18 protein-coding genes and 1 pseudogene are annotated in these 21809 nt (G+C 41.6%); all 19 read right to left on the bottom strand.

The features are described from left to right. A complete protein-coding gene (locus VZF35_RS24820; protein ID WP_407309114.1) occupies positions 1-1116 on the bottom strand; it encodes a 2-oxoacid:acceptor oxidoreductase subunit alpha in 1116 nt (371 codons plus the stop codon). Next, entirely contained in the window at positions 1109-1324 is a 216-nt protein-coding gene (locus VZF35_RS24815; RefSeq protein WP_407309112.1) for a ferredoxin family protein, read from the bottom strand. Before VZF35_RS24815 ends, VZF35_RS24820 begins: the two co-directional genes overlap by 8 nt. Before the next feature lie 434 nt (positions 1325-1758). Continuing rightward, entirely contained in the window at positions 1759-3177 is a 1419-nt protein-coding gene (gene cls, locus VZF35_RS24810; protein WP_407314816.1) for a cardiolipin synthase, read from the bottom strand. A 33-nt stretch (positions 3178-3210) separates the two neighbouring features. Next, positions 3211-4557, bottom strand: a complete 1347-nt coding sequence (locus VZF35_RS24805) for a VWA domain-containing protein (protein ID WP_407309110.1) — start codon at positions 4555-4557, stop codon at positions 3211-3213. 35 nt (positions 4558-4592) lie between these two features. After that, positions 4593-5468, bottom strand: coding sequence for an AAA family ATPase (locus VZF35_RS24800; RefSeq protein ID WP_407309108.1), 876 nt, complete (start codon positions 5466-5468; stop codon positions 4593-4595). 408 nt (positions 5469-5876) lie between these two features. Further along, on the bottom strand, positions 5877-7094 hold the full coding sequence (locus VZF35_RS24795) for a DEAD/DEAH box helicase (RefSeq protein ID WP_407309106.1): 1218 nt from the start codon (positions 7092-7094) through the stop codon (positions 5877-5879). A gap of 80 nt (positions 7095-7174) precedes the next feature. Continuing rightward, positions 7175-9516 (bottom strand): annotated as a pseudogene (locus tag VZF35_RS24790) (DNA topoisomerase 3). Positions 9517-9740: 224 nt separating this feature from the next. Further along, the gene (locus VZF35_RS24785; RefSeq protein WP_407309104.1) at positions 9741-10997 is read right to left on the bottom strand and encodes an adenosylhomocysteinase; all 1257 of its coding nucleotides are present in this window, start codon (positions 10995-10997) and stop codon (positions 9741-9743) included. Positions 10998-11083: 86 nt separating this feature from the next. Continuing rightward, on the bottom strand, positions 11084-11734 hold the full coding sequence (locus VZF35_RS24780; RefSeq protein WP_407309102.1) for a class II aldolase/adducin family protein: 651 nt from the start codon (positions 11732-11734) through the stop codon (positions 11084-11086). Between the two features lie 209 nt (positions 11735-11943). Then, positions 11944-12537: an HD domain-containing protein gene (locus VZF35_RS24775; protein WP_407309100.1), complete on the bottom strand. Its 594-nt coding sequence runs from the start codon at positions 12535-12537 to the stop codon at positions 11944-11946. Positions 12538-12843: 306 nt separating this feature from the next. Continuing rightward, entirely contained in the window at positions 12844-13161 is a 318-nt protein-coding gene (locus tag VZF35_RS24770; protein WP_407309098.1) for a TusE/DsrC/DsvC family sulfur relay protein, read from the bottom strand. 96 nt (positions 13162-13257) lie between these two features. Then, positions 13258-14418, bottom strand: coding sequence for a sulfate reduction electron transfer complex DsrMKJOP subunit DsrP (gene dsrP, locus VZF35_RS24765; protein ID WP_407309096.1), 1161 nt, complete (start codon positions 14416-14418; stop codon positions 13258-13260). Continuing rightward, a complete protein-coding gene (gene dsrO / locus VZF35_RS24760) occupies positions 14411-15211 on the bottom strand; it encodes a sulfate reduction electron transfer complex DsrMKJOP subunit DsrO (protein WP_407309094.1) in 801 nt (266 codons plus the stop codon). The genes dsrP and dsrO overlap by 8 nt, the downstream gene beginning before the upstream one ends. Next, positions 15208-15657 carry a sulfate reduction electron transfer complex DsrMKJOP subunit DsrJ gene (dsrJ, locus tag VZF35_RS24755; protein WP_407309092.1) on the bottom strand — a complete coding sequence of 150 codons (450 nt, stop codon included), beginning with the start codon at positions 15655-15657 and terminating at the stop codon, positions 15208-15210. The genes dsrO and dsrJ overlap by 4 nt, the downstream gene beginning before the upstream one ends. Continuing rightward, on the bottom strand, positions 15657-17276 hold the full coding sequence (gene dsrK / locus VZF35_RS24750; protein ID WP_407309090.1) for a sulfate reduction electron transfer complex DsrMKJOP subunit DsrK: 1620 nt from the start codon (positions 17274-17276) through the stop codon (positions 15657-15659). Before dsrK ends, dsrJ begins: the two co-directional genes overlap by 1 nt. A gap of 6 nt (positions 17277-17282) precedes the next feature. Beyond that, positions 17283-18284, bottom strand: a complete 1002-nt coding sequence (dsrM, locus tag VZF35_RS24745) for a sulfate reduction electron transfer complex DsrMKJOP subunit DsrM (RefSeq protein ID WP_407309088.1) — start codon at positions 18282-18284, stop codon at positions 17283-17285. A gap of 17 nt (positions 18285-18301) precedes the next feature. Continuing rightward, positions 18302-18883 carry an RsbRD N-terminal domain-containing protein gene (locus tag VZF35_RS24740; RefSeq protein ID WP_407309086.1) on the bottom strand — a complete coding sequence of 194 codons (582 nt, stop codon included), beginning with the start codon at positions 18881-18883 and terminating at the stop codon, positions 18302-18304. Positions 18884-19340: 457 nt separating this feature from the next. Beyond that, positions 19341-21206, bottom strand: coding sequence for a molecular chaperone HtpG (htpG, locus tag VZF35_RS24735; protein ID WP_407309084.1), 1866 nt, complete (start codon positions 21204-21206; stop codon positions 19341-19343). Positions 21207-21373: 167 nt separating this feature from the next. Further along, positions 21374-21808 (bottom strand): DUF188 domain-containing protein, encoded by a 435-nt coding sequence (locus tag VZF35_RS24730; RefSeq protein WP_407309082.1) that lies wholly within the window; start codon positions 21806-21808, stop codon positions 21374-21376. Position 21809 lies beyond the last annotated feature (1 nt).

Here is a 21809-nt window from a genome sequence, read left to right as displayed (position 1 = left end):
CTATATGACCTCCCGAATTCTGTCTAAAATTTCGTTGGGAGTGATTAACTCACCATCCATCCGATTAAGACGATCGACCGTTTGGTAACCAAAGAGCTTTTCAACTTCTCCTACCAGTTGTCCGCTGTTCATTTCTACGACTAAATACTTGCGCTTGGACAGTCTCCTAAGTTGACGCTGGGGAAATGGCCAGATTGTAATCGGTCGAAAAAGGCCTGCCTTCAACCCTTCGGCACGTGCAGAATAAACCGCTTCCATAGCTGAACGGGCAGAACATCCATAGGCAATGACTACCAATTCTGCATCTTCAAGCTCGATCTCTTCGATGAGTTGGATCCTCTCCAAGCATGGATTTAACTTTTGAGTTAGGCGTTGCATAAACTTTTTCACCACAGCAGGACTGCTTGTCGGCAAACCTTTTTCATTATGGGTTAATCCTGTTACGTGGTAGCGGTAGCCCTCTCCGAAATTAGCCATGGCCGGAATCATGCTAGCGTTATTTTCGTAAGCAATATAGTCACCCGGAGGAACCGTCGGCTTTTTTCGATCAACGATGGTGATCATTTCCGGCACGAGGATTTTTTCTCGTAAATGCCCCACTACTTCATCCATCAAGAGAATGACTGGGGTTCGAAACTCCTCAGATAAGTTGAAGGCTTTCACCGTTAACTCATAGCACTCTTGTACGGAAGAAGGTGTCAGGGCAATGATTGAATGGTCTCCATGCGTACCCCAACGAGCTTGCATTACGTCGGCTTGTGCAGGGGAAGTCGGCAAGCCCGTACTGGGGCCGCCGCGCTGAACATTTACAACGACACAAGGGACTTCTGTGGCAATGGCATACCCCAGATTCTCCTGTTTTAGAGAAAACCCTGGTCCGCTTGTTGCAGTGAGAGATTTGAGACCAGTTAATGAAGCCCCAATTATGGCAGCCATACTTCCGATTTCATCTTCCATTTGGATAAAGGTACCACCCCGCAACGGTAATTTCTCAGCCATAATTTCTGCAATCTCCGTAGAAGGTGTAATTGGGTATCCAGCGTAAAAAAGTACGCCTGCAGTTAAAGCTCCCTCGGCAACAGCTTCGTTACCTTGCATCAATCGTGCTTCATGCATCTTTCGTCACCTCAATATTTATCGCAAAGTCAGGGCAAAGTCTCTCGCAAATTTTACAAGCTATGCACTGATCAGGCTTAGCGACGACAGCTTTGCCAAATTCATCCCCTTCCAGCACTTTTTTGGGACAAAACGCGATACATATCCCACATTTTTTGCACCAATCCTGACTAACGACAACCGTTGCTGTTTGCACTGCTAGTACCAAAACTCAACCATCCCCCTTAGATATTAAATTATTTGAGCTCCCAATGAGAATTAACGTCCTAAAAAACACTAATGAAACCTTGATTTGCATTTTTTTAAATAAATTATATTTTTAAGATAAGTCTGAATAGTATCTAATCATTTCGCTGCCTATTGACCAATATCCTTCACTCACATCCTTAAACTTTTTACACCTTAATTTACTTGAAGATATTTGCATCTATAACCTCTCACAACATACCTGATCAAGAAAATTTTGCTGGCAGGCGGAGACACTGCCTTCGCTCTTGCTTCCTTAGCGCAGCCGGCCGCTTAATTTTAACTTACGTACCCCCCCTAAGCTAACACTTTCAGATATGCACACAAAAAGCAGCCCCTCATACCGTGTATGAGGGGCTAATCCAAGTAAATCTGCTTAAAAGCGACGTTCCTCCATTACAAAAGAGGAGAAAACAGGCGAGCACTGGACTCTTTCAGTCGATTCAATAATGGACGGGTTTGGTATTCTTCAAGAATTAACTCCCTGCTGTCTTTAAGATCCTGATAAAAATCCCGTTCTAAACGCTGTGCCAAGGGCTCATCATAGATAAAAGCACTAATCTCAAAATTCAGGCTAAAACTACGAATATCAAAATTAGTAGATCCAATGACACCAATTTCTCCATCAAGTATTAAAATTTTTGCATGCAGAATCCCTTTCTGATACTGGTAGATCCGAACACCTGATGCTAATAACTCCTCAACGTAAGAAAGAGACGCCCAATAGGTAATTTTATGATCGGGGACTCCTTGGAGTATAATTCTCACATCTAATCCACTGAGGGCCGCAGTTTTCAAAGCCATAATTGACCCTTCATCCGGAACAAAATAAGGGGTTTCGATGAATATGGTTTTCTCAGCGCTCGTCAGTGCGACAAAAAATATTTCCAACATCGACCCCCAATCCGAATCCGGACCGGTAGCAGCAATTTGAGTCATCTGGATGGAGAATTGTTCGGATTGAGGATAGTATTCCGGTTCGAAAACAGCCTGACGTGTAGTACCATTCCAGTCATTCAAAAATACGGCCTGAAGAAAATTTACGGAATCTCCTTCTAACTTAAGAAACGTATCCCGCCAAAAACCGATACGTAGATTGCGCGATAAGTATTCGTCTCCTACATTTAAACCGCCTAGAAAACCTATGCGCCCATCGACAACAATAATCTTGCGATGGTTGCGCAAATTGAGCCGACGGGATAGGAATGGAAAACGAACTGGATAAAATACTTCGGCTTCAACGCCAGCTTTTCTTAATTCCCCAAACCGTTTCCTTACAGAACGATTAACTAAACCATCGACCAAAACACGTACTTTCACTCCTTCAGATGCTTTACAAATCAACAAATTCAGGATATCTTGACCGATGCTGTCATTGTGAAAGATAAAAAACTCAAGATGGATATGATCCGTAGCGCTTTGTAACGCAGCAATAATGGAATCAAAGGTATCGATGCCATTAGTAAGTACCTCAGACCGATTATTAATCGTGATAGGTGCAGAGGCATCATTAAGTAAAACTCGGGCAAGTTTCTGCTTAATTGGAATATTTTTAGTATAATCATCATCATCTTCTTCACTCGGTCTTATTTGTCTTTCCTTCAGAATTTCTTCGATCGGTCCTTGGAGAAGTTGTTTATGCCGAGAAAGCTGATGTTTTCGAACCACTCTGCCTAACATTAAGTATATTAGAGCTCCTAAAATTGGCAGAACTCCTAAAATTAATAACCAAATAATCGTCTTGGTCGGATCTCTATTTTCTAAAAAGACTACGGATCCGAGGGTAATAAGCTGGGCGAAGGTTATTAAGACAATCGTTATCAGCAGAATGAAAATAAATGACCCTCCTCAAAAAACATCCTTTACGACGTTCTGTAAGTCGTTAGCTAAGCGGCAGCGATACGCTCTCGTAAAATAGGGTTGGTATTCTTTCATAATATTATCCGGTTCATTCCACTCTTCGACGTCTAATGGATTTAGCCAAAAAATGTGCTTTACATTTTCAGAGATTTGAGCGATGTATTCTTTTTGAGAAGAACGATAATTATTTTTACCATCTCCTAATAATACAATTGTCGCCCTTGATGAGACATCTTTTAAATAGTTTTCAGCGAGTTCCTTAAAAACTGCCCCATAATCTGAGAACCCAAGACTAATTTTATGCCCCCAACTTTTAATCTCTTGCTTCACTTCTTCGAGATCTTCATTCCAAACAAACTCCGAAACATCCCATACCGTATCAATGAAAAAGTAAACTCTGACTTTCCGAAAACGTCCTCTTAAGCATGAAACTAAAAATATTACAAACTCAACATACGCTGCCATGGAATTTGATACATCACATAAAACTACCAATTCTGGTGCACGAGGGATTTTCCGGTGATAACTAAGGCGAAAAATCAAACCGTTCCACTGGGCGCTTTGTTGGACAATGCGAGCAACATCAATCATCCCTCGATGGCCTGTTTTCCAGCGTTGTCCAGGTCGAATGGCTAATTTACGAGCCCATTTACGAATACTTGATTTAACCAAGCTTTTTTCTTGATCTGAAAGCGTGCTTAAAGGTTTAAAGAGCCAATGCTGCCTCACAAGGGGCTGCCAGCTATTTTCTTGGTTTACCTGAACTGCCAAAACCTGATGTTTAATCTCTTCCATAATTTGCGATCGCTTCGTCTGATGTGTGTACCACTCCTCTTCTGTCAGAGTTCCGCGCTGGTATGCTAAATCATAGGAATTAACCCAAGTAAAGTAGTCCATATCTGTTAAAACCGTATTCACGAGACTTTCAAAATCTACGCCTTGATCCATTAATTTTTCCAGTTTCAGAGGATTAATTTTTAGAGAGTTAATTAGGTTCGAGGAGTTCGTCAGGCTAACCCCACCGAAGCCACACCCGATTCCCAACCCACCAATATTCGGACTGCTCTCATTCTCCTTTTCGAGCAGCGACAAAGCTTCCTTGTCTCGCCTCGTTTCATCATCCGTAGTTGCAGAATCAACGATAATTCTCCAAATCGTTTCAAAGGTTAGGACATCTTGAGGTTTGCGAATTAGGAGTGCTTTGAAAATCTGTTTTTCGGATATATAGGGAAAACGCACTAAACAACGTTGAATCTCATAGACATCCTGGGAAGAAACCGATATGGAAACTTGTCTCAGGGCATGTATAAGCTTCAGAAAATTCCACCCATTCATTCAGCAGCCCATCCTAACTCTACAACGTTCATGGTTTAACGTCGTTGGGATGCTTCAGAATCCCATTTTTTAAGACGTTCTTCCAATTTGGCGATATCTTTGGGATACTTCAATAATACATTGAGTGTTCCCATCAGTTCACCATAATTAACAGTCTCTTTCTGAAGCGCATTGAGCGAACGGGCAAAATCGATGGATTCTGAAACACTTGGCAATTTTTGCAAGGGCAACTTCCGAACTTTGGCCACAAACTCGCAGACATCTTTCACAAGACGATCTGATAACTCAGGAGCCTGAGAGTTAAGAATAGAAATTTCGCGTTCTATAGCAGGATAGGATAAATAAATATGAATACAGCGCCGCCTTAGAGCATCACTAAAATCGCGGCTGTTGTTGCTCGTTAACATTACAATCGGACTTGACTGGGAAAAAATTGTCCCCATCTCTGGAATGGTGACTTGTTGTTCCGCCAGTAACTCTAAAAGAAAGCTTTCGAATTCTTCATCGCTTTTATCTAATTCATCAATTAACAAAAGAACAGGTTCCTTTGAGCGAATGGATTCCAATAGGGGACGGGAAAGTAAAAACTCCTCTGAAAATAAATCAAACTTAATCTTTTCCCAATCATCCGTTCTGGACATCTGTAAGCGCAAAAGCTGCTTAGCATAGTTCCAATCGTATAATGCTTTCGTAATATCTAAACCTTCATAACACTGCAGCCTTATCAATCTTCTTCGTTTCGCCCGTGCCAAGGCAAGGGCCAGTTGTGTCTTACCAACTCCTGCCGGTCCTTCAATTAAGCAGGGTTTTTTTAAGGTCAAGGCTAAAAAAAGCGTCGTTGCAGTTTCTTGGTCAATTAAATATCCTTCTTTTTCTAAAGCCTGGGTTAATTCCCAAGGAGATGTATGCATTTCTTGCCTCCTTAAGAGTAATTTATAGCCATTATTTTAAACTCTCTGCCCCTCCCAATCTCTTGTTATGATTACCTATTTTCTATAAAAGAACGTACAAGATGATACGAGGAAGATTGACCAAGGCTAAAATAGGTAACCTAGGGGCTTTAAGGGAAAAGGTTCTTGACTACTCCTGCATGAGCATAATAGACATGACGACGCACAATTCGAGTTTTGTGATGAAGAAAAAGATCACCACTAAAAAGGCGACCTTTATCTCGATCTAGGAAGACGACATGATCTGCCGTGCGGGATGACTTAAAGTTTTGACAAGAAACAATAATCCATTATAAATAATTATACTACAATTTCCTGTAAAGAAGTTAGCATTAAACGTTGAATCTTAGAAATCATTCAGACTCCTAGCTAACCTTTAGACGTTCTTTTGCGTTGCTTTGTATTGGTTAAACTTTTTGGGGTTCTCACAACGGAGGATTTTTGGGGAGAAGAGTTTAGGATTTTCCCATAAGCCATCTCTTTGGAAGAAATGTTTATACCATAAGTTTTTTCCAGTTTTTTAATATAAGGAACTTCAAGCCTTGTTACCAGTGATATTGCAACCCCACGTTCTCCGGCCCTCCCAGTTCGGCCCACTCTGTGAAGATAAAGCTGTGGGTCTTCGGGCAAGTCGAGGTTAAAAATATGGGTAATTCCTTTGATGTCCAAACCTCTAGCTGCTAGATCTGAAGCTACAAGCAGACTTATTTTCCCATGTTTGAACTCTTCCATGGCCTTACTGCGGCTTGCTTTGCTTGCCCCCCCATAAATTCCTTCTGCCTCCAAACTATGATATCTAAGCTTTTCAACCGTCTTTTCGATTTCCTCACTTTTATTGATGAAAATTAAGGCTCTTGGCGGAGCGATTAAACGTATAAGCTTTCTCAAAACTTCAATTTTATCTCTTTGCTCAGCAAGAAAGTACATGTGTGAAATGGTTGGAGCAATCATTACTCGAGTGCTAACCCGAATAACCTTAGGGTTTTTTAAGAGCCCTTCAGCACGCTGCAGAGCAGCTGGGGTAAGCGTGGCGGAAAATAAAACAAGCTGCGTATCTTTCAAAGTAGTTTTAATAACTGCTTTGACAGCCTGTAAATTCTGTTCATCCAATAGGCGGTCTGCCTCATCAAGCACAATGGTCTTAACGGTTTGCGCTGAGATTTTTCGTTTTTGAATCAATTCGAGAATCCGACCACTGGATCCTACAATGATATGTTGCTTCTCCCGTAATTTTTCAATTTGCCTTGAGATATTCACATTGCCTATTATTGCTGTTGAAGTAACAGTCAGGCCGGAATTTTGGGCTAGCATCTCCATTTCACGCTGAATTTGCAGAGCAAGCTCATGGGTTGGAGTTAAGATCAATGCTTGAGTCTCTTTCTTTAAAACATTGATTTTCTGGAAAATCGGCAAAAGATAAGCTAGCGTTTTACCAGTTCCAGTTTCTGATTGTCCGACAAGATCATTAGTTTCTAAAAGTAAAGGTATCGTTTGTTCTTGGATTACTGTCGGTTCATTAATTCCTTGCTTACTCAAGGCAAGCACTAATGATTGATCAAGTCCGAGCTGAAGAAAGGATGTTGGCATTGGCGATCTCCGTCCTATCTGATTATTTTAGCGGATACCACAGGGACAATCTATGTCTGATATTCAGTATACGTTCTTTCCTATTCCTTAAATTCCAATTTTAATTTACCCTCTTTTATATTTTCCCAAACTAAATACGCCGCAAATGTCTTGCCAGTTTTAGATTTGAATCCTTTTATCAAAGGGGTCTTACCTTTTTTTAAGAGGCTTTTCATTTGATTGGGAGTGATTGTCTTCCCGCAAAATTGCTTCTTCCATACTACAAAATGACAGCCATTTTTCCAATTTGAACACCCGAACCCTTTTTGTCCTTCAATGACCTCACTGCCACACCATGGACATATCCCTAGGGCACCAGCCTGATTTTTCATTGCTGACTTAACATCTTCTTTGTTTGCTCTGTCTACACTATAAGAGACAAGGGATTTTTTCGTTCCTGTGCCCCTAGTCATAGTTTCTGGTCGTTTGGATGATCGAGGCGACGGGGGCTTAGGGGCTAATGCTAAAGGAACCCTGCCATACTGCTGCTCGAACAAGTGAAGTTCATCAATGATCTGACGAATGGCGATTTCAACCTCTGATATGTACTCTTCCAAGGTTCGTTGTCCTTTTTCAACTTTTGAAAGATTAAACTCCATTTGTCCGGTCATTTCAGCACTTATCAGGAGTTGGGCCTTAGGCAGCCGATCCTTAATAAGTCGAATAAGTTCTGATCCTTTCGATGTAGGTTTTAGGACCCTCTGTTCCTGGAAAATATATCCTCGATCAATCAAACTCTCGATTATTGCCGGCCGAGTCGCTACAGTTCCCAAGCCTTTGCCTTTTAATTGCTGTCGAAGAATCTCATCATCAATTTGTTTACCTGCTCCTTCCATTGCTTTAAGCAAATCTCCTTGTGTATATCGTTTGAGTGGTTTAGTCGATTTCTCTTCGATAAATACTTGTTTTGTGATGACCTCCTCCCCCTTGTTCAAGGGGGAAGAGAAATATTTTCGTCTTTACCTTGCTCCGATTCATCGTCCGATTTAATCTTTCTCTTCGTCTGAACAACTCTTTCCTCGCCCTCTAGACCGTAAACAGCTTTCCAGCCAGGGCTGAGTAAGACTCGGCCTTTTGTGCGGAAATGCTCCCCTTCGATAACTGTAACTACGTCAGTCTGATCATAGTGGGCTGAAGGAAACCAGACCGCGAGAAAACGCCGAACGATCAAGTCATAAAGTTTCTGTTCATCCTCGGAGAGCCTTGCCAGGGGAATTTTCTCGGTTGTCGGAATAATTGCATGGTGAGCGGAAATAGTATTAATCACACGTTTTCCTTTGGGCACTCCATAACGACTGGCTTCCTCTGCAAACTTGATATAGGGTTCTTGGAGGACGGCATTTAAATGAGCAGGTAACTTAGGCACCAGATCCTCCGACAGGTAAGTACAATCGGTGCGAGGATAGGTTATCCCCTTTTTTTCATAAAGAGATTGGGCTAATTGCAAGACTCTTTCAGCACTAAAACCATATTTTTTGGATGCAGCGATTGTCAAGGACGTTAAATCAAAAAGAAGAGGGGGTGGTTCTTGTACGTCTTTACGGGTAAGTACCGCAATATTAGCGGGCTTATTTTGAGTCTTCTTGACAATCTCCTCGGCATCTTGAAGCTTCAACAATCGTCTGGATTCGTCTTTAAAATCAAACCACTTCCCTTGATATTCTCCCTGAATTGTTGCAAACTCAGCTCGAACTTCAAAGAATGGCTGTGGAATAAAGGAATCTATTTCCCATTCTCGCTCCACGATTAAGGCTAACGTTGGTGTCTGTACCCGTCCAATTGAAATGACATTAGGTTTTTTTCGGACCGCATCATAACTTCCGAACAAGGAGGTGAATCCTTCTGTCAGGTTCATGCCAAAGTCCCAATCAGCATACGCTCTGCCATTCCCTGCGGCCGCTAAACCTGCCATAGATTGTGCCGATCGAAGCTGTTCCATACCTTCACGGATAGAAACCGCTGTCAATGAGGATATCCAGAGTCGAGTCAAAGGTTTTTGGCAACGGGATGCTTCCCACACTTCTTGAAAAAGCAGCTGACCTTCTCGATCTGCATCAGTTCCACAGATGACTTCCTGGATCTCAGAAGACTTCAATAAGCGCTGCACTACCTGAAATTGTTTGGCAGCCCCAGACTTAATGGTTCTCCGAAACTCGTTTAATTTTGGAAGTACGGGCAACCTCCTTAAACTCCAGCGTTTTCCGACTTGATCCAGGTTCATATAAACCTCTGGGCGTTCAAGCTCTAAAAGATGGCCAAAACACCAGGTGATGACATATTGCTCATTCTCTAAGAAGCCATCTCCTCTAGTTCGAACGCCCAAAGCCTTGGCATATTCGCGAGCTTGAGACGGCTTCTCTGCGATGATGAGTCTTTTCCCCACGCCGTTAGCCTCCATATCTTTATCCTTGGTTACGCTTACCTCTGATATGAGAAATACCAATTTTTTACTTACCCACTAATTATACCTTAATAGATTGATAGATTATAGTAAAGCTAAAATCTTAATCCAAATGATTATGATAAAAGCTACTATCTCATGAAATTAAAAAACACCGTTAACGAAAACGGTGTTTTCTAGTATTAACGCTTATAGAAAAATCAGGGTTAAACCTCTTCGGGACTCCACGATGCCAGATACCCCATTTGTTCCTGTGTTAAGGTATCAATCGATAAACCAAGAGATCGAAGTTTTAACTGCGCTACCTTCTCATCAATCTCAGTATTGACTTGATAAACACCAGGCGTAAGTTTGTCATAGTTTAACGCAACGTACTCAAGGGAAAGGGCTTGAAGAGCAAAGGTCATATCCATAACTTCAGCTGGATGTCCATCTCCTGCAGCCAGGTTAACGAGGCGGCCCTCAGCCAGCAGATATAGTTTTTGACCACTGGGAAGCGCGTATTCTGTAATATTTGTTCGAGCTCCTCTTTCCGAAACGGCAATTTCTTTGAGTTGAGCTACATTAACCTCCACATCAAAATGACCCGCATTACAAAGAATTGCGCCAGATTTCATAACGACAAAGTGTTCCTTATTGATAACATTGGTATTGCCTGTAACAGTTATAAAAAAATCCCCGAACTCAGCTGCTTCAGACATAGGCATAACTTCGAAACCATCCATTAAGGCTTCATTGGCTTTGATCGGATTGATTTCACAAATAATGACGCGGGCCCCCAGACCCTTTGCTCTCAGAGCAACACCTTTGCCACACCAGCCATATCCAGCAATAACTGCAGTTTTACCGGCGACGACTAAGTTTGTTGTTCGCATAATTCCATCCCAAACAGATTGACCAGTGCCATAGCGATTGTCAAACAAATACTTGCACTGGGCATCATTAACCGCTACCATTGGAAATTTTAGGGCTCCATCTTTGGCCATCGAATGCAGCCTCAAAACGCCTGTCGTCGTTTCTTCTGCTCCACCCTTAACTTTTTGCAGCAGTTCAGGTCGTGTGGTGTGAATTGTCGAGACGAGATCTCCTCCGTCATCAATAATGAAATCCGGCTCAGTATCAAGAGCTAATTGAAGATGTTGTTTATATTCTTCATCCGTTGCATTGTACCAAGCATGGGCTTCTATTCCCTGCTGCACGAGAGCGGCTACCACATCATCCTGAGTTGAGAGTGGGTTGCTGGCCACCACAGTTACTTTAGCGCCTCCTGCTCGTACCACGTGAGCTAAATAGGCTGTTTTGGCTTCTAAATGCAGGCAGATGACGACGTTTTTACCTGCAAAGGGTTGCTTTTTCTCAAATTCTTGACGAACCATATTCAGAACTTGCATTCTTGGAGCGACCCAATCAATTTTACTCTGTCCTAAAGGTGCTAAAGATAAGTCTCGAATGGTTGATAGCATGTGCTTATACCCTCTTTCTATTTCTAAGGTTATATTATACTCTATTTCTAAATCTTTTCACTGCAGCTAACTAACAAAGTCCAAACTTACTTCTGTCCATAGTCGTTAAGGTAGAAATTTCTCATTCCTGTAATATCTTCTTGCGAGAGTTCGATGGCTCCCCCCATAAGGCGGGCAAATAGAATGATCTTAGCAGATTTTTCAACCACTTGACAAACCCTCAGGGCTTCATCTAAATCCTTTCCAACCCCCAGCATCCCATGGTTCGCAAGCAAAACTGCATTTCGTCCTTCTAACGCTTTAACCGTATTTATTCCTAGTTGTGGTGTTCCGGGCAAAGCGTATTCATTTACCCGAACATCTCCACCTACAATTTGCACTAAGTCTTCTACTGCACCCGGAATTCCTTTTCTTGCTGTGGCCATGGCAGTTGCATAAGCACTATGAGTATGAATGATAGCCTGTATATCCTGACGCGCATGATAAATTGCTAAGTGTAAGGGTAATTCAATAGAAGGTTTTCTTGTGCCATTGAGGATCTTTCCGTTAAAATCCACAATCACGACATCTTCAGGTTTTAACGTTTCATAATTCATCCCTGAAGGTGTGATAGCAAAACAATCTTCTGAAGGAATTCGGCAGCTTATATTTCCCCAGGTTCCCACTGTTAAGCTAGTTTCCAGGATTTGAACTCCTTTTTCCACGACTTTCTGACGGGCATTCATGATTTGATTCATTTATTACTCCTTTGATTTCTTCAGCCATAATTTTGTTCTACTGTCAGAAAGTATAACTTGGTTAAATACTTTCTACAGCATAAGAGCAACTAGGCAGCCGCCTGCGCTAAGGCTAACAAGTGCGAAGACAGTGTCTTCGGGCGCCAGCCAAGTTTTCTTTATAAAAGTATTAGTTAAGGCTACTCATTGAGCAAAAACAGCATAAAAAATCATGACCTTTTAAGGTAACCTTTCTGAATAGAATCCTCAATGATTTCTTGAGCCAAATCCCAAAGTTCAGGAACCGGCTTCTCTAAAAGCTGATTTCGTTGCAGGACATTTTTACTTGTGATCCCAGGTCTTTTCCAGGTATGTCCGAACGTATTGTAATTCAGAAGCAACGGCTGCAGACGATCAAGGCTTGCTGCATAACGAGCTTCAGGTGTTTCCACTGCCTCGAATTCTTCCCACAAATCCATGATCTCTTGGGCTTGATCAGATGGGAGAATATTAAACAGTTTATCCGCTGCCCTTTGTTCACGCTCTAACTTATCAAGATTGCCTTCTTTATCATAGCAAAAAGTGTCACCTGCATGAATTTCCACGAGATCGTGGATAAGAAGCATTTTTAACACCTTTGAACTATTTAATTTTTCGGATGAGTATTCCAACAGTAACATTGCCATAACAGCTAGATGCCAGGAATGTTCCGCATCGTTTTCTTGTTCGGCCGTACCTATGACGACATTTTGTCTAAAGACTCTTTTTAAGCGATCTATCTCGACAATAAATTCAATTTGTTGCTTTAATCGTGTGCTCTCCAAAACAACCGCTCCTTAGTTAAGATAGTCCTGCACGATCATGATATACTTTAAGCTTAGAGGAATAATAAGAAAGCTATCAGTAAACTAGGCGTGTTAACTTTAATTATTCTGACCGTCCCTGGGATAGTTCATACGACCATCTCCTAAAAGACTAATATATAGTATTCTACGTTGTTTTAAGGAATTCCTGCTCATCTCGGGAATACCTGTTGACGGAAAAGAGCCGATCACTAATGTGATCGGCTCTTTAAAGCACAAGCTTATCAATATCATTCTAAGCTGATAAGTTTGTAAACACGTTGGTTTTTACACGCAACCCGTCGGTTTTGGTAAACCAGCGATTTTACAAGCTCCCTTCCCAGGACCAGCAGGGAAGAGTTCATAAATTTTCTTTTGATCGTATCCTGTGTCTTTGCACATTTTACGAACCATTGGAGCTACCCCAAATTGATCATAATAATCTCTGAGGTAATTGATCATTTTCCAGTGTTCCTCTGTAAGTTCAGATACTTCCTCAGTGCTGGCGAGGGCCTTAGCAACATCTTCAGTCCACACTTTATGATCCTCTAGGAAACCATCTTCATCCAATTCTACAACTAAATCCCCTACAACAAGTTGAGCCATTTTAATTATCCTCCTTTATGAGTTTATAAAATTGATATTGTTGAGATTAGACGTTAAGTTGTCCACTCAAACAATTATCAATAAAAATAACAAGTTTTAGACTTCTGATTGTTCCCGAACTGAGATCGCAACTTTATAGAGAACTGTGACAATCAATGCACCTATGGCATAGATCGCCAAAACTATAGAGATTTCATTGGCTGTTGGGAAATATTCTACCACACGATCGAAGGAATTGGGAACAAATCCGGCTAGGATTAAAACAATTCCTTTATCAATCCAGTTTGCAAAGTAAATTGCTAAAAGAGCAATAGGCAGAAAAACTGGACTTTTACGAGTCGGGAAAATCAACAAACCAATACCCAGAAAAGCGAGAACAGCAGCTGTCCACATGAAAGGTACTAAACTAGTATGTCCGTCAATACCTACGAAAATATACTTGAAAGCAGCCATTTCATCTGGAATATGACTATACATCGCTGTAAACACTTCACACAGGTAGAAGAAAACATTCGCAATCATCGCATAGCGGATGATTTTAACAAGAGATGGTATAGCGTTACGGTCCGGATCAGGATCGAATTTGCTAACTTTACGAACAATTAACGCTAAGATGATTAAGAGAGACGGACCAGCTGCAAAAGCAGAAGCCAAGAAGCGGGCAGCCATGATAGCAGTCAACCAAAAATGTCTTCCCGGCAAACCTGCATATAAGAAGGCCGTCACAGTATGAATACTGAAAGCCCAAGGAATCGACAGGTAAATGATCGGTTTTACCCAGTTCGGGTAATGAACTCCTTTTCGTTCTGCGCCAAGCGTTGTCCAGCCTACAATAAGGTTAATGGCCAGATAACCACACAAAACACACATGTCATAAAACATAACCGAGTGTAATTGTGGATACAAAAGTACGTTTAGAATACGCATTGGCTGCCCTACGTCAACAAAGATGAACAAGATACACATAATCACGGCACCAATTGCCAGAAATTCACCTAAAATGACCATTCTGCCAAAGCGTTTGAAATCATGAAGATAATATGGAGTCACAAGCATTACAGCAGAGGCGGCTACACCCACTAAAAAGGTGAACTGGGCGATATACAAGCCCCAGGAAACATCCCGACTCATACCTGTAAGTCCGAGACCGTAATTAAACTGTCTCATATAGGAGAAAAAGCCTACAACAATCACAGCAAGCAAGAAAATAATCCAAGCCCAATACTTCTTACTACCTGACAGAGCCTTTTCAAGCATGCTCTTCACCTCCTACCAAGTAGTAAACACTCGGTTGGGTCCCCAATTCCGTTTTACGGCGAATGGTGAATTGAGTACTGACGATTTTGCGCACCTCTGAATTAGGATCATCCAGATCACCGAAGATCAACCCTCCATTTGATGCCTCCACGCAAGCCGGTTGCAAGCCTTTTTCTAATCGCTCATAACAACCTAAGCATTTTTCGACAACTCCTGGAGTTCTGGTAGGGAAATCAGGGTTAAAGGTTTTAATAAACGGTCTCGGATCTCGGAAGTTGAAACTACGTGCGCCAAAGGGGCAGGCACCCATACAAAATCTACAGCCAATACAACGATGAAAATCCATTGTTACGATCCCGTCAGGGCGTTTGAACGTTGCACCTGTAGGACAGGCTCTGACACAAGGTGGGTTCTCACAGTGATTACAAGTTATAACAAATGGCAGCTTCTTGAAGTTTTCATCCATATATTCGTTCACAGAATCCGCAAAAGTATGCTCGTAATCATCTTTCCAGATCCACTTAATCTCATCTTTTGTATTGCCAAAATCAGGGATATTGTGAATCGAATCACACGCTTGAATAACTCGAGTAAAGTCGTCTTCGGATTTGAACTTACTCACATCAACAACCATGGCCCAATGCTTAATAGTTTCAGCATTTTTAGGAGCCTCATACGCAGAGGCTGCCACGACCTTTTTGCCCTTAAATCCAGTGATTACAAATGAACCTCCGAGTCCGAGCGCTGTTAAAGCCCCAGCTCTTCTCAGAAATTGACGTCTATTGATGCTCATTGTTTCGCCCCCCCTGGTTCATTATGGCAACTCCAGCAGGTAGGCTTAACTGATGCATAATTATGACATGTAACACAGAATTGATCGGACGAATTTACCGCCGGGTTACTCACTCCTGTTGCACTTGATGCTGCAGTAGATGTTGTACTAGATGCTGTACTATTAGAATAGTGACACTTTGTGCAAGTGTCAATATTAATATCAAACGATTTTCCTTGACTATTGACGTACACTGTCTGACCGTCACGTACATATGCGTCTCTCCATTGGTTAAGGAGCTGCATATGATTCGCTCTCATATAAGCAGCTGGTTCGACGCACTGACTGTTCGTCGGAAGGTTTAAGACTGGACCAGCACTTGCTCTGCCTAAATTATAGAAGAAAGGAATCGCTAGAATAGCCACAAAGACAACAAGCGAAGCAATGATTCTTCCGCCTTTATACATTAGTCATTGCCCTCCTTTCCGGGTAAATCGTCACCGCGTAAATCTGTGGTTCTTTCTTTCTCACCTTTCATGACTAAAGCATTAGCGAGCAGCTCATGAGTACCATAAACAGATACTCCAGGTACCCAATAGTCCATGAGAGTTGGGAGTGCAGCACGATCAACCGCACAAATGTTGGCAAGCACGTTTACGCCATGTTTTTCTCGAACATATTTGACGGCATTAGCACGGGCAAAACCGCCTCTCATACGTTCTTCCATATTTTCAGTAGCATTTAATCCTGATCCGCTGCCACAACAGAATGTTTTTTCACGGATTGTATTCTCAGGCATTTCATAGAAATTATTACAAGCAGCCTTAATGATATAACGTGGCTCCTCTAATAATCCCATACCTCTGGAAGTATTGCACGAGTCATGGAAGGTAACTTTAAGATGATCATTTCTGCTGGGATCTAATTTCAGTTTATTGTTCTTGATTAAGTCTGCTGTAAATTCCGTGATATGAATCATCTTCGTCGACTTCGCATTTTCAAAGACCGTTCCCGTGATTGGGGATTTTGGTACTTCAAGGAAATCAGCAGGTCCATGCCAAGTGTCCATATACTGATTCAGAACCCTCCACATATGACCACATTCTCCGCCAATGATGTATTTAACGCCTAAACGCTTAGCCTCAGCATATATCTTGTAATTCAATCTCTTAGCGGTGTCATTTGAAGTGAAGAAGCCAAAGTTTCCACCTTCTGAAGCATAGGTGCTCCAGGTATAATCCAATCCCAGCTCATGGAAGAGCATTAAATAACCCATATTCGTATAAATTCCCGGATCTCCTAACAGGTCTCCAGAAGGCGTAACAAAGAGAATTTCAGCACCTTTACGGTTGAAGCTCGGCTCAATCGTAATACCTGTAAGATCCTCGATGTCATCAAGCATAGTTTCAATGTTTCCCTTAATGGCATGCGGTTCAAGTCCTAAGTGATTGCCTTTCATATAACAAGCAGCCGCCGGACCCGCGATCCAGTCAAGGTTCAAACCCACTAAATTCAAAAGCTCCCGACCAATGATTGTGATCTCAGCCTGGTCAATCCCATAAGGACAGAATACTGAGCAACGACGACATTCTGTGCATTGGAAGAAATAATACCACCATTCTTTCAATACATCTTCTGTAAGTTCTCTTGCCCCAGCCAAACGCCCAAGAAACTTCCCGGATTTTGTAAAATATTTTTTGTAGACTGATCTCAGTAATTCAGCCCGAAGAACAGGCATGTTCTTGGGATCACCCGAACCGATATAGAAATGGCATTTATCGGCACATGCTCCACAGCGAACACAAATATCCATGAAAATTTTAAAAGAACGGTATTTACTTAACCTCTCTGCGATTCCATCAAGAATTGTCGATTCCCAGCCTTCAGGAAGTTTCCAGTCTTCCTCAGCTGGTGACCATTGTCTTGGGTTCGGTAAGCCTAGGGTCAGAAGATCCTTCTCTTTTGCCCCCCAAGCATAGGTACCCGGTTTGAAATCGACGGGAGTATCCATCCAATCCGTTGCTGGAGTATTATAACTGATATTCGATAATTCTCCAGGTTTAGGAAGTTTAACTTTCGGTGCCATCCACGATCACTCCTTTTCCACCGGTATACCAGCTTTTTTCATTTTTTCTCTGAATTCATCTTCATACTGCTCATAGGTATGCACTTCAACAGGATGATTCCAAGGATTTATATGTCGAACCATACGACTATTGTTGAGCATATTTCTTGTCGGGCTGAGGAAAATACCACCCATATGCATCAGTTTGCTTGTTGGAAAATACACAAAGAGAGTACAAACTAAGAATAAATGCACATAAAAAATCGCACCTACTCCTGTTGGAAGCACGGGATGAAGCATTGCCAAACTTAAGGCTAGTTCTTTAACCGAAACGATATCAACTTTATAGAAATATCTCATTAATATCCCTGAACATGCAATGCTGAAAATCAATAGAAGGGGAAAATAATCTGCTGGTTGAGAAATGTACTTAACTCTTGGAATCACAATTCTGCGGACGAAGAGGAAAGTAATTGCCACGATAAATAACAAATCCGTAATATAAATTGGCGGTAAACCAATTTGAAGCATGCTATCAACACTGTCAACAACTTGTACAGCTGAAGGGATAGGTTCTAAGAAGAATCTCAGATGTCGGAAGATAATGATCAGGAACGACCAGTGAAACGCTAAACTTCCTAACCAAAGCCATTTTGCCGAGCCGTAGGATATCTCCGCCCCATTAGCACCTTCCCTTAATTCAGTCTTTAAGTTTCCAAACAATGATCGAAACAAGAGTACTTCTAAAGCCATTCTGACAATGACGCCCAAAGCAGTCGTTGGGTTCTGAATCTTATCTTGTTTGATCCAAGGAAGAGATTTTTGTTGACCACCCGTTGTCGGAATCCGGTAAGGAACTGGAGAACGACCCCACTTTATTACACGACAAATGAATCCACCCACAAACAGGACAAAGGCCACATACGGGATAACAATCCCAAAAACAAAGTGTAGATTTGCTATACTACCACCTATTGCGGCGACAAGGATAAGAACGATGACTGCGAGGAAAGAATAAAAGGCTTTCACTCTACGACCTCCTTCCTTTAGATATTAAATTCTAGTTCTTTGTGCTCAAACTCTTGAGCTGGGTCTTTTTGCTCAACCTCTTGAGCTGGGATTTCGTACATTAAATTTGCCTTTTTGAGTAGTGAGAATGTCATTCGTTTGAGTTCTTCCGTCTTGAGTTCGTTGAGTTGTTCCCGGCAACCTGAATATATATCAAAGGCAAAAAGGGCCAGATCATCAATTTTGGACTCAAACTTTAACAGTTCCTCATAGATCTGGTTTTGCCTGATTTCCTTTCCCAGTTCTTCTCTTATTACTTTTTTAAGCATAAAAATAAAGCTCATTGCTTTAGAAGGGGAAAAATCCTGCACCGCCCGGACTCGAATAATATCATCAAGAAATGGCATACCCTCAACAAAAGCTTTTTCTTCAAGCAACGCTTCGAAAAGTTTGTCTGTTCCGACGGAAATAGTATGACCTACAGGATTTTGAAACTTATCTCTTTGCTTGCGTAACATACCTGACGGGTCATTAGGATACGTATTCAATATTTCATCAATCCACTTTGAAACAAGTTCAGATCTCTTTTTCGCTAAAAGGTCTTTTAGCATTAAATCCATGATGACCACTCCTCGTCGAAATTTTGCTTAAGACAATTGAGTCGATGCCGAATGGCGCATGTTCTCCATCCAACACCGACCTTCCCCCTTAAACGTCTTCAGAATTATTTGACTCTCCAAGTTTGATCACTAGGGGCAATGGTTATTCACCATCTGAATTTGGAGATGTTTCACTATTCGGATTGTGTTTGTTCTTATTATCACTTTCAGTTTAAGGACTTTTAGCGTGCTTGTAAAATTCTTATTCCTAATTGTACTATTAGATAATTACATAGTAATATAAGTCTAAGCATGGCATAAACAGGGATTTTGCCGGATCTTCATCAGGTTCTTGCTATTTCAAGCCTGCTGTCCATATTGATATTTAATACCAAAAGAGAAAGAACAATGAAGACTAACAATGGTTCTTTCTCTTTGGCAAAGACTCAGAAATGACCATTACATTAGACTATTTAGGCTACTTGCTTAAAGCTCGCTCTAAAATTTCATTAAGTCGGTTGACCATACTTCTGGGATCTAAAATAAGTCCAGCAGCGATCTGGGCATTTTCAAAGATTTGCTCTGCAGCAACCTTAGCGAATGAATCCTCGTTGATTCTGGCATCATCTAGTCGTTTAATCATCGGATGAGCTGCATTGATTTCTAAAACACTGGGTCCAACACTGTTAATATCTTTATTCATCAATTGCATCATGCGCTGCATACTGTTGGTTCCATAGGGACTCAAAACGACAGCCGGGCTATCGACCAACCGTTTTGATTCCCTTACTTCAGTGACTTTAGAACCTAGAACTTCTTTAAGCCAACCGGTTAGGGCTGCAACATTTTCTTCAGACAGCGCTTGTTCGCTTCTATCTTTCTGGTCTTTATCGACTAAATCTAAGTTTGCTTCGTCGGCGGAAACAAGACGTTTTCCGTCATACTCTCCAAGTGTACCAAAGATGTAGTCGTCGATAGCTGCGTAAGTATAAAGCACTTCCAATCCTTTATCCCGGAATATTTCCAGATACGGCCCGGATTCTATAACTTCGCGCGATGGGCCGTTAACGTAATAAATAGCTGTTTGTCCCTCTTTCATGCGAGAAACATATTGCGCGAGAGAAATCAATTCACCGGACTTCGTATTGGAAGATTCATATTGCAACAGTTTAACTAAGTCATTACGGTGAGTAAAGTCATTGGCTGCCCCTTCTTTAATGAAGAGGTTGAATTTTTCCCAAAACGTTTTATACTTTTCTGGTTCTGAGGTAGACTGAGCTTCGAGGAATTTAAGAAAACGGGTCGTCACCACTTTGTTGAGTTTTCCGATCAAGGCGCTGTCTTGCATGGTCTCCCGAGAAATATTCAAAGGAAGTTCTTCACTGTCCATGACGCCTCTTAAAAACCGCAGCCATTCAGGTAAAATTGCTGTGGATTTCTCTTGAATCAGAACTTTTTTGCAATAAAGATTGACTCCTGGTTCCATTCGTCCAAATCCAAATTGTTCGAAGTTATCTTGGGGAACAAAAAGCAAGGTGTTGATATTTAAAGGTGCGTCCGAGGAAAAATGCAATCTGAAAAGTGGTTCGTCATTGGCATTAGCGATAAACTTGTAAAACTCGTTATAGTCGTTATCTGTAATTTCATTCTTATTTTTCGTCCAGAGAGCGTCGACCGTGTTCACTTTTTCTCCATTAACGGTCACGGGATAAGGCACAAAACTCGAATATTGTTTAATAACTCGCTGAATGGTTTCGGCTTTAGCAAAATCATAAGCATCCTCTTTTAAGTGAAGGACCATTTTGGTACCGCGCTGTAAATTTTCGCCTGGTTTTATGGTGTAACTCCCCACCCCATCGGATTCCCAGATTAAACTATCTCCTTCAGGCAGAAAAGTTCGTGTATATAAGGTCACTCGATCAGCAACCATAAAGGCAGAATAAAATCCGACCCCAAATTGACCGATCAGGTTCAGATCTTTTTGATCTCCCTTGGCACTTAAGTGCTGAATAAATTCTTTAGACCCAGAATGAGCGATCGTCCCTAAGTTTTCGACGAGTTCGTCCCTGGTCATGCCAACCCCTGCATCTATGATCGTTAAGGTATGATCCTCCTCTGAGGTTTCAATATGAATCTCTAATAACAAATCCTTATCCTGAACTTCTTGACCTGTCAATTGCGTGTAACGGAGTTTTTCCATAGCATCCGCGGAGTTAGAAATAAGTTCCCTCAAGAAAATCTCACGTTCAGTGTAAAGAGAGTGAATGACTATGTCCAATAATTGCCGAATTTCTGTTTGAAATTCTTTTGTTTCTACTACCGTACTCACTAGTTGACCCTCCATTTAAAAATCATTGTTAAGGAGACTATTCCAACAGTCTCCCTCCTTAGTTTAATCAACTTTGACCAAAAGTGCAAAGCCTTTCACGTACTTTATTTTACATTTTTTGTCCGCATTCCCAATCCGCCACCCTAGCTGAGACAGCACTCGTCCTGATCCCGTGAACAGTTTTAACTTTCACTAAGTATTCTCTGCAAACTAATCTCAAATTCACGATCATCTTCGGGCTTTCGTTTGTGAGGTCCTTTAGTTCTTCCACCGTTCCGGCGAAACTTTGCTTTAACTTCCCGCTCTTCCAGCAAAAATTCTATGTTTTGATTACTGAATTCCCTGCCCATCGGATTTAAACATCGAACACCCTTAGCCAGTAACATAGCTGCTAAGCCCCAATCTTGGGTCACGGCTATATCACCTATCTGAGCGAGATTCATCAAGCGTATATCTGCCTCTTGAGAAGCATTTCCGACCATCACATGAAAATCCGACTCAATATTGTGGTTGAAACTAGCAACAGTCCACACTTCCAGGGAATGTTCTCCGGCAATCCTGCCGCAAATCTGCAAGACGGACCTTGGACAGGCATCAGCATCGACAATAATTTTCAAG

Source organism: Desulfosporosinus paludis, assembly GCF_045689965.1.
Classification (GTDB): domain Bacteria; phylum Bacillota; class Desulfitobacteriia; order Desulfitobacteriales; family Desulfitobacteriaceae; genus Desulfosporosinus; species Desulfosporosinus paludis.
This window is presented reverse-complemented; position numbering and strand designations above follow the sequence as displayed.

Coding starts and splice junctions, on each gene's coding strand:
- dsrK (WP_407309090.1), bottom strand. CDS start 17,276: ATGGCACCGAAAGTTAAACTTCCTAAACCTGGAGAATTATCGAATATC.
- VZF35_RS24800 (WP_407309108.1), bottom strand. CDS start 5,468: ATGCATACATCTCCTTGGGAATTAACCCAGGCTTTAGAAAAAGAAGGA.
- VZF35_RS24770 (WP_407309098.1), bottom strand. CDS start 13,161: ATGGCTCAACTTGTTGTAGGGGATTTAGTTGTAGAATTGGATGAAGAT.
- VZF35_RS24795 (WP_407309106.1), bottom strand. CDS start 7,094: ATGCCAACATCCTTTCTTCAGCTCGGACTTGATCAATCATTAGTGCTT.
- VZF35_RS24805 (WP_407309110.1), bottom strand. CDS start 4,557: ATGAATGGGTGGAATTTTCTGAAGCTTATACATGCCCTGAGACAAGTT.
- dsrJ (WP_407309092.1), bottom strand. CDS start 15,657: ATGTATAAAGGCGGAAGAATCATTGCTTCGCTTGTTGTCTTTGTGGCT.
- VZF35_RS24820 (WP_407309114.1), bottom strand. CDS start 1,116: ATGCATGAAGCACGATTGATGCAAGGTAACGAAGCTGTTGCCGAGGGA.
- VZF35_RS24780 (WP_407309102.1), bottom strand. CDS start 11,734: ATGAATCAAATCATGAATGCCCGTCAGAAAGTCGTGGAAAAAGGAGTT.
- dsrP (WP_407309096.1), bottom strand. CDS start 14,418: ATGCTTGAAAAGGCTCTGTCAGGTAGTAAGAAGTATTGGGCTTGGATT.
- htpG (WP_407309084.1), bottom strand. CDS start 21,206: ATGGAGGGTCAACTAGTGAGTACGGTAGTAGAAACAAAAGAATTTCAA.
- dsrO (WP_407309094.1), bottom strand. CDS start 15,211: ATGAGCATCAATAGACGTCAATTTCTGAGAAGAGCTGGGGCTTTAACA.
- VZF35_RS24740 (WP_407309086.1), bottom strand. CDS start 18,883: ATGGATTTAATGCTAAAAGACCTTTTAGCGAAAAAGAGATCTGAACTT.
- VZF35_RS24785 (WP_407309104.1), bottom strand. CDS start 10,997: ATGCTATCAACCATTCGAGACTTATCTTTAGCACCTTTAGGACAGAGT.